The following is a 13,513-nucleotide window of genomic DNA, read 5'->3' as shown; positions in this document are numbered from 1 at the left end:
GGCCGTTCGGAGTCGTCACTTGTACGCGTCGTTCATCCCGCCGTCGTTGGCGGGTTTCGATCGAGTGTAGGCGTTGGGGCCGACGAACTCGCGCCAGTGGCGGACGCCCCAGATACCGAGACCGGTGCAGATGATGCCGGCGGCGAGGAAGACGACGATCAGGCCGCGGTGGAGGAGCGCTTCGGGGCTATCGACGAGGTAGACGGCGCCTTCGGTGGCGAGACCGACCAGCAGGGCGGCGACGGTACCGATCCCTGCGGTGGCGATGAGGATCTGCATACCGTCGCGGTTGCGGTTGTCGAGTTTCAACAGGGAGACGATGAAGCCGAGGGCGAAGACGAGGACGTATACCGGGAGACGGGTCGAGACGTCGCCGACGATCTGCCCCTCGACGACGACGGCGACGCCGACGAACGCGAGCGTGAGGAGGACCGTCGACGACGCGACGGTGAGAACGGCCCGGCTAGCCAGGAGGTCGGCGATGCGATCCGTGTTCATGCCCTACTCACGACGGTACTCCCCCAAAAACGTTGAGGAAGTGGTGACAGTCGATCGTAGCGACCGGTCGACGATCGGACGGGAAACATATATGGGGTGGCTACATAGCGAGAACCGATAGGTATGGCCGAATCGATCGAGCGGTTCCCCGTCTCGGAGAAGGGCTACTCGCTGCCCATCAACGAGGTCCTGACGGGCCGCGGGTTCGTCACCGGGAAGTCCGGCAGCGGCAAGTCCAACACGGCGAGCGTCGTCGCCGAGGAACTGCTCGATCGGGGGCTCGGACTGCTGATAATCGACACGGACGGCGAGTACGCGGCGCTCAAAGAGCGCTACGAACTGCTCCAGGTCGGTGGCGACGACCAGTGCGACCGCGAGATCACGGCCGAGGACGCGCCGTTGATCGCCGACCTCGCACTGGAGGAGAACGTCCCGATCATCCTCGACGTCTCTGGCTACATGGACGAGGAAGTGGCCGAGGACGTGATCCACGCGGTGGTCAGGGAGCTCTTCGTCGCGGAGAAGCAACACCAGAAGCCGTTCTTGCTGTTCGTCGAGGAGGCCCACGAGTTCATCCCCGAACGGGGCGGTGGCGACGACGTCCACAAGATGCTCGTCCGGATCGCAAAGCGCGGTCGCAAGCGCGGACTCGGCATCGTCGCCATGTCCCAGCGACCGGCGGCGGTCGCGAAGGATTACATCACCCAGTGTGACTGGCTGGTCTGGCACCGCCTCACCTGGGAGAACGACACGAAGGTAGCGGGTCGAATCCTGGGCGGCGACGCCTCGGAGAGCGTCCAGTCGCTGGACGACGGAGAAGCCCTCGTCATGACCGACTGGGACGAGAAGATCTCCCGCGTGCAGTTCCGTCGGAAGAAGACGATCGACAAGGGGTCGACCCCCACGCTCGAGGATGCCTACGGCCCGCCGTCCGCACGCGAAGATCACGTGACTGACGATGGGGCGGATGCACCCGACGACCCGGAGGGGAGCTCCGAGACGGCCGATGAGTCCGCAGATCCGACCGACGATCCCGACGTCGGGTCGGGTGCCGACGACGGTGAGGCCGGCGACCGTGAGCGGGACGAGGGGACGCCGCAGGACCGATCGAGTAACTGGGACCTGAGCGACGTCGATATCGAGCCGCGACAGCCGTCGCTCCAGGAGGCATCGGAGACGTTCGACGAGGAGCGCGACAGTGGATCCGAAGCGGCCGAGCGGACGGTCGAACCGCTGGATGTGGATCCGGCGACCGTCCAGGCGACGGGGACTGTCGAGGGCGCCGGGCAGGCCGGAACGACGACCGACTCAGCCCAGAGAGCGACGCCCGATCGATCGGAACCGGTGACGGACGACTCCACCGGGGGCGAGACCGCCTCCCGGCGTCGACGGGCGGCCCTCGACGACCCGGACGAGTACGATCCGCTCTGGGAGGTCGGTCAGTTCATCGTCTACGCGTACGGACTCCTCGCGGACGCGAACGCCGTCCTCTACGGGTCGTTGCGACGGCGATACACGGCCGTGTGCGTTCGGGTCCGACAGACGGCGTTCGGAACCTATCGACGAGGATCGCCGGGTCGGGTCGAACGACGGGTCGGTACTGGACTCGCGATGGGCACCGTGGTCTTGCTGTACGTGCTCCTCGGGGTCGCGATTCTGCTGGGGTTGAATCAGTACCGAACCATGTGACGGCGGTTCGGCACGAGTCGGTTCCGGGTTGTTCTAGCGACCGAGTGGGTCACTGCAATACAGATTCGACGGGTACGTAGCCGATACCTGGTATCGGAAGTCGATGGCTGGGACGGTGGCGCTGTATAGGACCGTACCGGTGGCTGGGACGGTACCGGAGGCTGGGATTGTACCGATGTATGGGACGGTACCGGTGGCTGGGACGGTACCGGAGGCCGGGATTGTACCGATGTATGGGACGGTACCGGTGGCCGGGACGGTACCGATGTCTGCTACGGCGCCGATCTGTGTCGACGGACACCACAGGGAACCGCCAGATCGGCGCCGATATCGGCCGCAGTCCGACGGTGCGGCGCGGCAGTTGGTCGCGTCCTGGCCGCACAAACAGACACCGACTCGCGGCGAGGCGACCTGCGTCGACGCCGGTCCCGGCACCGATCGCGAGGGTCGACGTCGTGCTGGGCAGCAGACGGTTCGTCCACGCGAGCGACTCCGCTGGACGAGTCGATCGGTCGGGGGCTTTTTTCTCCCCGGTGGTGGTGAGTCCACGGCATGGCAGCCGAAGAGCGTCGACGCGGTGAATCGCCCGTCTTCGCGCTCCTCGTCGGGTTCGTGTTCGTTCAGCCGTGGCGACACGCGCTGACGGTGGCGCCCGGGGTGTCGGTCGGGTCGGTGCTCGGCGTCGGGCTGATCGGGTCCTGGGTGGTGCTGACCGTCTCGTCCCGGTCGGTCAGGCGGGTCCACCCGTTTCACCTCGCGTTCGGTCTCTTCGTGGCGCTGTCGGCGTCGAGTCTGGCGTGGACGATCGACGGGGGGCGCACCCTTCGGCGGCTCGCGACGCTCGGGTACACGCTCGCGCTCGTCGTCGTGGCCTGGAACCTGCTCGATACGCGGCGCCGGCTGGCTCTCGTCGCTCAGGCGCTCGTCCTCGGCACGTTCGTCGTCGGCGGTGCCGGGCTGGTCGACTTGCTGCAGCAGGGGACAGAATACAGTCGACGCGAGCTCGCGGGGATCAACGCGAACGAGCTCGCTCGGTGGGTCCTCGTGGCCGTCCCCTTCGCCGGCGGCCTGCTGTGCTCCTCGACCCGGTTTCGCACCGGCGTCCTCGGCTCCGTCAACGTCGCGTACCTTTCGGTCGTTCCGTTCGTGGTGCTCGCGACTGGATCCCGCCAGGGACTGATCGGGTCTCTCGTGCTCGTGGTGGTCGGTCTGATCGGGCTGGCGCGACGCGAGTGGGACGTGCCACTCGATAGGGGTCAGGCGATCGTCGGCGTACTCGTCGTCGGGTCGGTCGTCGCCGTCGTCCGGACGGTCGCCTCGATCGGACTTCTGGGATACCGGCTGCCGGTCGTGGACAGCGAACTCGGAACTGCCGGTGGCCGGACCGCGATCTGGGCGGTCGGCCTGGCGGCGTTTCGCGAGCGGCCGCTACTCGGCGTCGGAGCCGGCGCGTTCGGCGCAGTCACCGAACCGCCGATGGGGGCCGATCCGCACAGCGCGATCGTCGGTGTCGCCGTCGAGCTCGGCACGATTGGGCTACTCGTCGCGGGCCTCGTCGTTTCTGTTCTGGTGGTGACGGTGGCCAGAAACCCCGGCCCGACGGTCGCGTCCGCCGCCGTTCTCGGCGTCTTTGCCGTATTCGGCCCGGTCGCGATGCTCTACAACAATCCGATGAACTGGCTCGTGCTCGTCCTGGTCGTCGCCGCACACGAGATGCCGGCCGAGACCGACCCCGTGAGGGTGACCCGTTCGCAGGCCGGTGGTGGGTCGGTGGAGCCCCGTTCTCACGCAGTATCGGCGTCGGACGAAGACGGCGCTCGTCGTCCGCCGTCGACCAGATCGGCCGGGGTCGCATCGGAGTTGGCGACCCACCCCGTCGATTCGGACGGCGTTGTACACTCCTCCTGAACGAGGTGATCCCGGTTCGTACGGATGAGGTGGACGCCCGGACGTGGCGACGGTGGTGGTGAGATCGATTCGTCGAGGGCGTCCCGGACGAGCAGGTCCAGTTCGTCGACGCCGGCGCGAGCCGTGAGTATGGCCGTCGACGAGAATCGGGGGTTGACCTCGACGATGTAGGCCTCGCCTGTTCGGGCGTCGACGAGTTGCTGGACGTTGATCGGTCCCCGGGGATCGAGACGGTCGTGAAGGTCGCGGCACGCGCTTGCGACGGCGTCGTTCGACCGGGTGACGCCCCAGGTGGTGTTGCCGTCCTTCTCTACGGCCTCCTTCGTGACGATCGACAGGCAGTCCCCTCCGGTCGTCGCGACGACACTGGTCGTGAACTCCCGACCCTCGATGGCTTCCTGCACCACGACGTCTGCCGGATCGAAGTCGTGGTAGGCGAGGGACGTCCTGAGGTCGTCGAGTGAGGCGACCCTGGAGACGCCTCGGCTGCCGTGGCCCAGGCGGGGCTTGACCACGGCGGGATACGCGACGTCGAGTGCCGAGAGATCCGTGCTGCTCGTCGGGCAGACGGTCCGCGGCGCTGGGAGGTCGGTCCCGTCGATCCAGCGGGCGAATCGTCGCTTGTCGAGCGTCCGCTCGATGGTCGAAACGGTCGGTGCGACGATCGGAACCGCGGACGGAAGGGCGGCTCGCAGGTCGGAGTGCCGGGTCAGTTCCTCGTCGACGAGTGGAACCACGACGTCCACGTCGCGACGCGCGACGACCGACGCGACCGTTCCGGGCCAGTCGTCGTCGGCTGCGGGCGGGACCGTCGTCCACTCCGCCAGGTCCAGGAAGCCCCTCGCCCGTGGATCCATATCCACACCGACGGGCGTGTGTCCGGTCCGGTCGCGAAACCAGCGGGCCGTCGATGCACCGCCGACACCCCCGACGCCGGTCACGAGTACCCTCGCCATGGTGACGGGCCACCACGCCGACGACCATTAGCGTGTGGACCGTCGACGCGCCGTCGGATTCAGTCGTTTCCGATGGCGTTCCGTAGGCCGCAGCTACTCCGGATGGGGGCATCGGATCCGATCGTCTATACCAGTCCTGCACGTGCAAGCCGGAACCGTATCGGGTTCGTCGGGGTGTCCATCGCCATGCGCCGGGCGATCGGGTTCGATCTCGACGGAACGCTGTTCGACGATCGCCAGTACGTCCGGCAGGGATTCGACGCCGCGGCGTCGTACCTCGCACGGGAGACGGGCCGCGACCTTCGGGACGCGTTCGCTGACGCGTATTTCGAACGTGGAATTACGGACCGGACGTTCGATGTCGTCTGTCGAGAACAGGGCCTGGACCCTGCGTACGTGCCAGCGCTGATCGAAGCGTATCACGGGTCGACCGCTCCGCTTGACCCAGCCCCGGGAGCCGAATCTGTCCTGCAGTCGCTCGGACGAATCTGTCGGATTGGGGTGCTCACCGGCGGCCGTCGGGGTCGCTCGAAACTCGAACGGCTTGGTCTCGACACGTTCGTGGACGCGGTCGTCGTCACGCCCGATCGGGACCTGTCGAAACGTCAGCGCGAGGCGTTCTCCGTGTTCTACGACGAACTGGGCGTCGAGCCCCACGAGAGTATCTTCGTGGGTGACAGACCGGAACTGGATCTACGATGGCCAGCCGAACTCGGCGCGCTGACGGTGTGGATTCGCGGGACGGATCGGTCCCGCCCTGTGAATTCGCCGACGCACGAGCCGACGGCGGTCGTCGACGAACTCCGCCGGCTCCCGGAGGTGCTCGAATCGATCGGGGCGATTCCCCGGGCTCGCGAGTAACGACGCACTATGGGGCGAACGACCGGGCAAATTTACGGTCCGAGCCACCGCGTGCCAGGTATGCGCGTGCTCGCGATCGGGGCCCATCCCGACGACGTCGAGATTGGGGTCGGGGGAACGATCGCTCGCCACGTCGAACGTGGAGACGACGTGACGCACCTGATCGCCACCGACGGTGCCGCCGGCTGTCGGGATCCCGCAGACGCGAGACGCGACGAAGCCGTCGAGTCGGCGCGAACGCTCGGCGTCGAAGACGTCCGGTTTCTCGAGTTCACCGACACCGGACTGACCGACGACGGCCGGGTCGTCGATGCGATCGAACGCCACGTGACCGATCTCGACGCGGATCGCGTGTACGTCCACGCGCGAGAAGATACCCATCAGGATCATCGAAATTGCGCGCGGGCGACCCTCTCGGCGACGAGACGCGAGGGGAGTGTCTACGCGTACGAAACGTACTCGACGCGACCGACGTTCACGCCGAGACACGTGGTTCCGCTGACGGAGTCACACCTCGAGGCGAAACTCGACGCCATCCGCGTTCACGAGAGCCAGACGGACAAGACGTACATAAACGACGGGACGATCAGGGGGCTCGCCCGGGTGCGTGGGCGCCAGGCGAATCGGTCGTTCGCCGAGGGGTTCGCGGTCGTCCGGTCTATCGACACCTGGTGACGGCGAGTCGATCGAAGCCGACGAACACAGGGCCGTCACCGAGACACTGTCACCGGTCGCGTAGTCGGTTCGATGCCGCCGCCATCGTGTGTGTCACGCCCTGCATCACATCGGCTACCCCCGTGTGGGGCTCCCGCATCGAGTCCGTCCACGCGATCGACAGCAGGCCGATCGCGAAGAAGAGTTGCCGATTCGACTGGAGGTCGAACGAGAAGCAGGCGTTGACGAAGGCGAAGACGAAGACGGCGAGGGCAGCGCTGTACAGCGCGTCGCCACCTCGAAATCTGGCGAGGACAGTGACGACGACGGGGGGAACGACGACCAGACACGCGAGCGCGAAGCCGACGAGACCGAGCTCGGCGAGCGTCTCGACGACGACGTTGTGTGGGTACTCGTGGACGGTCTCGGTCAGCACCGCGTAGCTCCCGATGCCGTGGCCGACGAGGGGGCGCTCGAGCCAGAAACCGAACGCCTCTCGGAGCATGAACAGGCGCGTCTCCGTCGCCGAATCGCGGAAGACGATCACGAGTCGCCGGATCGTCCACGGAGTCCATCCGGCGGCACGTACGACGAGGACGGCCGCGACGGTCACGGTGGCGGTCGCCCCGCCCGCGGCGAAGACGCCCCGACGGTCCGTGCGTCGATCGAAGAGGGCCGAACTGAATTCGATCCCGACGAATACGGCGAGGGCGACGACTAGCGCGACGAACGGACCACGGCCGCCGGCCGCGAGCACGCCGACGATCCCGGCGAGGGCCAGGACGCCGGCGAGCAACCGAACGGCGAACCGAGCAGACGAACCGAAAACGTACAGACAGAGCGGGACGGCGAACCCGATCGCCCGGCCGTGGGTGAGGTACGACTCCGAACCGACGGTCGCGAAGGCGTCCGTCTCGAGGATCGTCCCCGCGTACACCGCCTCGGCGGCGAGCCACGCACCGACGAGCCCCATCACCAGTCCGAACGCGACCAGCCGGCGGCGCGACAGTGCCACGACGAGTCCGAACCAGAGCAAGAGCGTGTCGAAGACGATCATCCGAACCAGCTTGTATCGGGGGTACGCGCCGGTACCGACGGTCCACTGGAGACTCAAAGTCGCCCAGGCAACGAAGGCCACCGCGGCGAGGAGGACGAGCAGCGAGAGGGAGTACCGGTCCCCGTCGCGGAAGAACGCCAGAACGGCGGCAACGGTCGCGCCGACGATCACGACATAGTACGGATTGACCGGGGAGAGCGACTCGACGACTGCTAGGCGATCGGCACCGACGTAGACCGACGGAAACAGCGAGAACGCCACCAGCATCACCAGGAACGGACGGCGGTCGGTAGCCGTCTCGCTCGGCGACGCGTTCCCCGGCCCGAGCCCAGCGTGAAACGAGTCCATGCAGCGATTCCGCCACCCTACCACGGCCCACGAGTAAATCCTTCCCCTCGGTGGGCGAGTAGGCAGGGTGTACGCGAGACGAGGCGGTTGTACTCGGCCGTCGGTGGGTGGTAGGCCGCTACCTCCGTCGGTGAGCAGTGAACGTCGACATCCGTCAATACGTCGTGAACAGCGACATTCGTCGGTGAGCGGCGAACGGTGACATCCGTCAATACGTCGTGAACAGCGACGTTCGTCGGTGAGCGGTGAACGTCGACATCCCTCGGTGGGCGGCGAACCGCAGCACCCGTCGAACGGTCGGTTCAGCGCTGGAGCGCGCGCTTCGCCCGTCGAAGGGGGAGGACGGTCGCGAGCCGTTCGAGCGGTTCGTAGGTGGCCCGCCCGCAGGCGACCGACGCCAGTGCCAACGGAAACAGTAGCGACCGGGGAGCGAGACGGGTCGCGGCGGCGAAGTGCCGCCTCGCCGCCGAATAGGACTCCGCCCGGATCGCGGCCTGCCCCAGGTGGTACTCGACGAAGGCGTCGAATAGCCTGGCATCGTCGGTGCCCTCGCGCGCAGCCAGCGGTCGAAAGGTTCGTCTGAACAGGGGCGCCGTCTCGTCACGCTTGGTCTCGTAGTCGCCGCTTACCTGTCCGGCCCCCGCATTGTGACGGACGACGAGCGGTTCGTCTAGCGCGAGAAACCGGTATCGCTTCGAGAGGCGGAGGTACAGCGCCCAGTCTTGCCAGCTTGGAAAGCGCTCGTCGAACCCGCCGACTGCGGCTGCGGCGTCCGACCGAAGGAGTACTGACGAAACCGTCCCGACGACGTTCCGGCGAAGCAATCGGTGGGTGAGGTCACCCGATTCGGTCGCGGCCGTCACGGCGTTCACCTCGCCGTCTGAATCGAGTTGTACCACGCTCGTGTAGACCACGCCGACGTCGTCGGGTGCGGCGCGCAACCGGGGAACCTGTCGTTCCAGCTTGGCCGGATCCCAGCGATCGTCGTCGTCCAGGAACGCGATGAATTCGCCGGACGACTCCTCGATACCGGCGTTTCTGGCGGCCGCGCCGCCCCGGTTCGTGACGAACCGGTGGCGTTCGAACCGATCGACGCGGGCGGCGACGCGGTCGATATCGTCCGACACGGGTGGCGAGGAGGCGTCGTCGACGACGATCAGTTCGATCGGTCCGTAGGTCTGAGCGGCGACGCTACGGATCGCCCGGCGGAGGCGTGCGGGACGGTCGTGTGTCGGTATCACGACGGAGACGAGCTCGCGATCGGTCGATCGGTCGGTCGTTGCGTACCGCGTCGCTACCTCGGTCGGCGAACGCCTGGACGGTGCGAGCGGCGAAGTCATTTCGATTCGATCGGACGCAGCCGTCGTCCGTCGCGATAGGCGACGACGGCGACGGACAAAGTACTGTGCCGGATCACCTGCGGTACGCGCTCGGTACGACGATACGAGGAGAAAGCCACCGGCGTCAGTGGCGGGAGGCTGTCGAGCGTCTGATTACCGGTTCGGCGGCTGCGTTCGGACAGTGACGTGTCACGTGCCGCCCGCTACCTTTTTGGGACGCCTGCGACGAGTCTTCACATGGTCACGGTCCGGGCGCCGGCGACGAGCGCGAACCTCGGGAGCGGGTACGACGTATTCGGACTCGCCCTCGGTCGACCGGCCGACGTGATCCACGTCGAGGCGGCCGACGAGACCACGATCACGGTCGAAGGCGTCGGCAGCGAGTACGTCCCGGAGGACCCACGGGACAACACCGTCGGCGCCGTCGCGGACGCCCTCGACGCACCGGCGTCGATTACGATCGACAAAGGGGTCAGACCCTCCTCTGGGCTGGGGTCGTCCGCCGCGAGCGCCGCCGGAGCCGCCGTCGCGCTCGATACACTGTACGGGCTACAGACGGATCCGGAGGAACTCGTCCGCGTCGCTGCGGAGGGTGAAGCCGTCGTCTCCGGGGACGCCCACGCGGACAACGTCGCCCCCGCGATCCTCGGCGGGTTCACCATCGTTACGCCGGATGGGATCACGACGCTCGAGGCCTCGCTCTCGCTCGTCGCCTGCCTGCCCGAGATCGTCGTCTCGACCAGAGACGCGCGGGCCGTCGTCCCGTCGACCCTCTCGATCGACGACCTCGTCGACACCGTCGGCTCCGCCGCCACACTCACGGCCGGTATCGCACGGGACGATCCCGAACTCGTCGGCCAGGGGATGGCCGACACCGTCGTCACGCCGACGCGGTCCGCGTTGATCGACGGCTACGACGAGGTCCGCGAAGCGGCCCGTCTCGCCGGAGCGACGGGCGTGACGGTGAGCGGGGCGGGTCCTGCCGTCCTCGCCGTCTGCCGGGAGGGAACGAGACGAGCCGTGGCCTCGGCTATGGTCGACGCGTTCGCCGATCGGGGTATCGAGAGTAGAGCGTACCAGACGAACGTCGGCAGGGGAGCGGAAGTCGTCACCAGAAGTGCGTGGTGACCGGATTCAAACGCCGCGGCCCTGCAGCTTCTCCTCTTCCGACAGGTCGACGTTGGCGTCGCCCTTCATGCCCGCGCCGACGTTCGTGGCGATCTCGGCGAGCGTCTCGGGGTCGTCCCAGTTTGCCACGGCCTCGACGATGGCCTCGCCCATCGCCCGCGGGTTCTCGGCGCCGAAGATGCCGCTGCCGACGAAGATACCGTCGCACTCGTGGTGCATCATGAGCGCCGCGTCGGCGGGCGTGGCGATGCCGCCGGCGGCGAAGTTGACGACCGGGAGGCGACCCATCTCCGCGGTCTCGTGGACGAGGTCAGAGGGAGCCTCGATGTCCCGGGCGTAGGCCTCGCGTTCCTCGTGGGTCATCCCCGCGAGTTCGCGGATGGCGCCCTTGATCGTCCGCTGGTGGTGGACGGCCTGGTTGACGTCGCCGGTGCCGGCCTCGCCCTTCGTGCGGATCATCGCCGCGCCCTCGTCGATCCGGCGCAGCGCCTCGCCCAGGTCGCGCGCGCCGCAGACGAACGGCGCGGTGAAGTCGCGCTTGTCGATGTGGTAGGCGTCGTCGGCCGGCGTGAGTACCTCCGACTCGTCGATCATGTCGACACCCGTCGCCTCCAGGATCTGGGCTTCCTTCGTGTGGCCGATGCGGGCCTTTCCCATCACCGGGATCGACACCTCGTCGATGATCTCGGTCACGTCGCCGGGGTCGGCCATGCGCGCGACGCCGCCGCGCTTTCGGATGTCCGCGGGGACGGCCTCCAGGGCCATCACCGCGACGGCGCCCGCGTCCTCCGCGATACGCGCCTGTTCCGGGTTCACGACGTCCATGATGACGCCGCCCTTCTGCATCTGTGCGAAACCGCGCTTGACCAGTTCGGTTCCCCGTCGGAGATCCTCCAGATCGGTCGCTGTCTGGGTCATACGACGGGGTTCGGCCCCGCTTCACTTACGCGTATCCATTCCGTCAAATCGACGTGTGGCGAATCCACCGGGATGTACGTGCGGTGAGACCACCGGCAGCGCGACTGCGGGGATTGAGAGAGCGGTGTCGGTGTTCGATCGTCGAAACAGCCATATATTTTGCGAGTCGAGGGCTGGACGAAATGCCCTCCCCCGAATCACGTCCGGTACCGTCCAGACGGCTATGATCGACCGGAAACCCACGCGGCGTCATCCTCGTACACGATGACGATCGACCGATCGCGACGGGCGGCGCTGGCCACGCTCGGATCGTCACTGATCGCCGGCTGCTCGATGATCGCCGATTCGCCCACTGCTCGTACCGTCCCCGAACTGGAAACAGGCTGGACAGCCAGTGTAACTCCCGGGTCACCGAACACAGCGCCTCGCGTGCTCGGCGATGCGGTGTACGTCGACGACGGTCACGACCTCCACGAGATTCCCGTCGACACTCCCGACGATCGGCGGGCGCTGCTCGATTCGGTCCTCGGCTCCCCGCCGTCCAGAGACGTCACGGCGAACCCGGCCGTCGACGAATTGGCCGGTCGACTCCTCGTGCCGACCGAACTCGCGGGCGTGGGGACGCTGTACAGTATCGATCCCGAGGCGGGCGTCGAGTGGGAGACGAAACTCCCCGGCGGCGCCCCCTTCGCGCCGATCGCCGACGGCGACCGGATCGCGATCCAGACCGACGAGGCCGTCGCCCTCCTCGATCGGGCGACGGGGGAGATTTCGTGGTCGAAATCGATCCGGACAGCTGGTTCGACCAGGCTCGACCGGCACGCGGACCTGTCGCCGGCGCTGACCGGAGGTCGCGTGTACGTCCCCTGTGAGGACGGACTCCGGTGTTTCGATCGGACCGACGGAACGCAGTTGTGGCGCGCCCTCGACGGGGCCGTCGCGGAGCGTCCCGCGGTCGACGGCGACCGGGCCTACGTTCCCGTCTTCGAGAGGGGCGTCACAGCCCTCGACCTCGAAACGGGCCGAATCGAGTGGGAGACCGACGCGTTCGACTCCTGGACGACGCCGGCCGTCGACGACGATCGGGTCTACGTCGCGGCGATCCGGGACATGTACGCGTTCGATCGAACGAGCGGCGACCGTCTCTGGCACACCGACGGCGACGACTTCGGCGGGGCCGTCTACACGGATCCGAGGCTCGTCGACGATCGGATCGTCGTGGGATCGTCGGGGTACGCCGTCCTGGTCCTCGATCGAGACGGGACGCTCCGTGCCCGCTCGACCGGGACGAACACGAAGTTCGCCCACGCCGCGATGGACGACGGCGTCGTCGCAGCGGAGCGAACGATGGTGAGCCGGTACGAACTCCCGTAGCGGCGGTTCCATCGCCGACGGCCCGCACCCGACGTTCGATCGGCCCGAACCGCTACCTCTTTGCGGATCCGCCGAGATGCAGGAATCGATGGCAGCCGCCACCGAACAGTCGCGCCGGACGTCTCTTCCCCGGTGGCTCGCACCGGTGCCGGAGCGAGTCGAGGACCTCGGCCTGCGCCTCGCCTGGCCGATCGTCGCGGTCAACCTCGCGGGGACGGCCTTCGGCTTCTGGTACTACCGGTACCAGTTCGTCGAGACGCCGGCGGTGATGTGGCCGTTCGTCCCCGACAGTCCGGTCGCGACGCTGTTGATCGCGCTCGCGATCGGCGCCTGGAAACTCGGCCGGGAACGCCCCTGGCTCACCGCGCTCGCGTTCTTCGGCAACCTGACCTACGGCCTGTGGACACCGTTCACGCTGCTGGTCTTTTCCGATTCCTTCTCGTACCTCCACCCGCTGATGTACGGGTTCCTGTTCTGGAGTCACCTCGCGATGGCCGTCCAGGCGCTGGTGCTCCACCGGATCAGCGACTTCTCGATCGGGGGCATCGGGATCGCGCTCGGCTGGTACGGGACGAACCTGCTCGTCGATTACTTCGTCCCGATCGTCGGTGACCCACACCACACCGCGCTCCCCGTCGCCCCGAACGAACCCGTCGCTCTCGGTGGTGACGCACACGGGATCGCGGCCGCCGGAGCCACGGTCCTCACCCTGCTTGCCGTCTACACGGCACTCTCGATACACGTCTACGCGGCGAGAACGCCGTCTTAACTGCGGGAAGCCC

Annotated in this window: 11 protein-coding genes and 1 pseudogene; 7 read left to right on the top strand and 5 right to left on the bottom strand. The window is 67.4% G+C overall.

All coding sequences use genetic code 11. The features are described from left to right. Window positions 1-15 precede the first annotated feature (15 nt). Window positions 16-498 (bottom strand): hypothetical protein, encoded by a 483-nt coding sequence (locus NO366_RS10805; RefSeq protein WP_256530803.1) that lies wholly within the window; start codon window positions 496-498, stop codon window positions 16-18. Window positions 499-621: 123 nt separating this feature from the next. Here NO366_RS10805 and NO366_RS10800 point away from each other — a divergent pair, with 123 nt between their 5' ends. Both NO366_RS10800 and NO366_RS10795 read left to right on the top strand, forming a co-directional pair. Next, the gene (locus NO366_RS10800) at window positions 622-2,187 is read left to right on the top strand and encodes a helicase HerA domain-containing protein (RefSeq protein ID WP_256530802.1); all 1,566 of its coding nucleotides are present in this window, start codon (window positions 622-624) and stop codon (window positions 2,185-2,187) included. 552 nt (window positions 2,188-2,739) lie between these two features. Beyond that, window positions 2,740-3,720: pseudogene (locus NO366_RS10795) on the top strand (O-antigen ligase family protein); the annotation flags it as partial. Between the two features lie 251 nt (window positions 3,721-3,971). On the opposite strand, the gene NO366_RS10790 reads toward NO366_RS10795, so the two are convergent. After that, window positions 3,972-5,051, bottom strand: a complete 1,080-nt coding sequence (locus NO366_RS10790; RefSeq protein ID WP_256530801.1) for an ATP-grasp domain-containing protein — start codon at window positions 5,049-5,051, stop codon at window positions 3,972-3,974. A gap of 186 nt (window positions 5,052-5,237) precedes the next feature. Between NO366_RS10790 and NO366_RS10785 the strand changes: the two genes are divergently transcribed. Beyond that, window positions 5,238-5,912, top strand: a complete 675-nt coding sequence (locus tag NO366_RS10785) for an HAD family hydrolase (RefSeq protein ID WP_256530800.1) — start codon at window positions 5,238-5,240, stop codon at window positions 5,910-5,912. A 60-nt stretch (window positions 5,913-5,972) separates the two neighbouring features. After that, window positions 5,973-6,587, top strand: a complete 615-nt coding sequence (locus NO366_RS10780; protein WP_256530799.1) for a PIG-L deacetylase family protein — start codon at window positions 5,973-5,975, stop codon at window positions 6,585-6,587. Between the two features lie 49 nt (window positions 6,588-6,636). Here NO366_RS10780 and NO366_RS10775 read toward each other — a convergent pair whose 3' ends face one another. Together NO366_RS10775 and NO366_RS10770 are read right to left on the bottom strand one after the other, a co-directional pair. Further along, the gene (locus tag NO366_RS10775) at window positions 6,637-7,971 is read right to left on the bottom strand and encodes an O-antigen ligase family protein (protein WP_256530798.1); all 1,335 of its coding nucleotides are present in this window, start codon (window positions 7,969-7,971) and stop codon (window positions 6,637-6,639) included. Window positions 7,972-8,273: 302 nt separating this feature from the next. Further along, complete coding sequence (locus NO366_RS10770; protein ID WP_256530797.1) at window positions 8,274-9,311, bottom strand: glycosyltransferase family 2 protein; 1,038 nt, start codon at window positions 9,309-9,311, stop codon at window positions 8,274-8,276. Window positions 9,312-9,548: 237 nt separating this feature from the next. On the opposite strand from NO366_RS10770, the gene NO366_RS10765 reads away from it, so the two are divergent. Further along, a complete protein-coding gene (locus NO366_RS10765; RefSeq protein ID WP_256530796.1) occupies window positions 9,549-10,439 on the top strand; it encodes a homoserine kinase in 891 nt (296 codons plus the stop codon). 6 nt (window positions 10,440-10,445) lie between these two features. Here the strand turns inward: NO366_RS10765 and pdxS are convergent, their stop codons facing one another. Then, a complete protein-coding gene (gene pdxS / locus NO366_RS10760) occupies window positions 10,446-11,357 on the bottom strand; it encodes a pyridoxal 5'-phosphate synthase lyase subunit PdxS (RefSeq protein ID WP_256530795.1) in 912 nt (303 codons plus the stop codon). A 264-nt stretch (window positions 11,358-11,621) separates the two neighbouring features. Between pdxS and NO366_RS10755 the strand changes: the two genes are divergently transcribed. Both NO366_RS10755 and NO366_RS10750 read left to right on the top strand, forming a co-directional pair. Then, window positions 11,622-12,731, top strand: coding sequence for an outer membrane protein assembly factor BamB family protein (locus NO366_RS10755; RefSeq protein WP_256530794.1), 1,110 nt, complete (start codon window positions 11,622-11,624; stop codon window positions 12,729-12,731). 88 nt (window positions 12,732-12,819) lie between these two features. After that, window positions 12,820-13,500 carry a DUF1405 domain-containing protein gene (locus tag NO366_RS10750; RefSeq protein ID WP_256530793.1) on the top strand — a complete coding sequence of 227 codons (681 nt, stop codon included), beginning with the start codon at window positions 12,820-12,822 and terminating at the stop codon, window positions 13,498-13,500. The last annotated feature ends 13 nt before the right edge of the window (window positions 13,501-13,513 follow it).

The sequence above is a fragment of the Halovivax cerinus genome, from assembly GCF_024498195.1.
Classification (GTDB): domain Archaea; phylum Halobacteriota; class Halobacteria; order Halobacteriales; family Natrialbaceae; genus Halovivax; species Halovivax cerinus.
Note: the sequence above shows the minus strand (reverse complement) of the source record. Positions and strands in the feature narration are given on the sequence as shown.

What these genes read in the sequence shown, in the direction of transcription:
- NO366_RS10805 (WP_256530803.1), bottom strand. Translation starts at nt 498, where the DNA reads ATGAACACGGATCGCATCGCCGACCTCCTGGCTAGCCGGGCCGTTCTC.
- NO366_RS10800 (WP_256530802.1), top strand. Translation starts at nt 622, where the DNA reads ATGGCCGAATCGATCGAGCGGTTCCCCGTCTCGGAGAAGGGCTACTCG.
- NO366_RS10790 (WP_256530801.1), bottom strand. Translation starts at nt 5,051, where the DNA reads ATGGCGAGGGTACTCGTGACCGGCGTCGGGGGTGTCGGCGGTGCATCG.
- NO366_RS10785 (WP_256530800.1), top strand. Translation starts at nt 5,238, where the DNA reads ATGCGCCGGGCGATCGGGTTCGATCTCGACGGAACGCTGTTCGACGAT.
- NO366_RS10780 (WP_256530799.1), top strand. Translation starts at nt 5,973, where the DNA reads ATGCGCGTGCTCGCGATCGGGGCCCATCCCGACGACGTCGAGATTGGG.
- NO366_RS10775 (WP_256530798.1), bottom strand. Translation starts at nt 7,971, where the DNA reads ATGGACTCGTTTCACGCTGGGCTCGGGCCGGGGAACGCGTCGCCGAGC.
- NO366_RS10770 (WP_256530797.1), bottom strand. Translation starts at nt 9,311, where the DNA reads ATGACTTCGCCGCTCGCACCGTCCAGGCGTTCGCCGACCGAGGTAGCG.
- NO366_RS10765 (WP_256530796.1), top strand. Translation starts at nt 9,549, where the DNA reads ATGGTCACGGTCCGGGCGCCGGCGACGAGCGCGAACCTCGGGAGCGGG.
- pdxS (WP_256530795.1), bottom strand. Translation starts at nt 11,357, where the DNA reads ATGACCCAGACAGCGACCGATCTGGAGGATCTCCGACGGGGAACCGAA.
- NO366_RS10755 (WP_256530794.1), top strand. Translation starts at nt 11,622, where the DNA reads ATGACGATCGACCGATCGCGACGGGCGGCGCTGGCCACGCTCGGATCG.
- NO366_RS10750 (WP_256530793.1), top strand. Translation starts at nt 12,820, where the DNA reads ATGGCAGCCGCCACCGAACAGTCGCGCCGGACGTCTCTTCCCCGGTGG.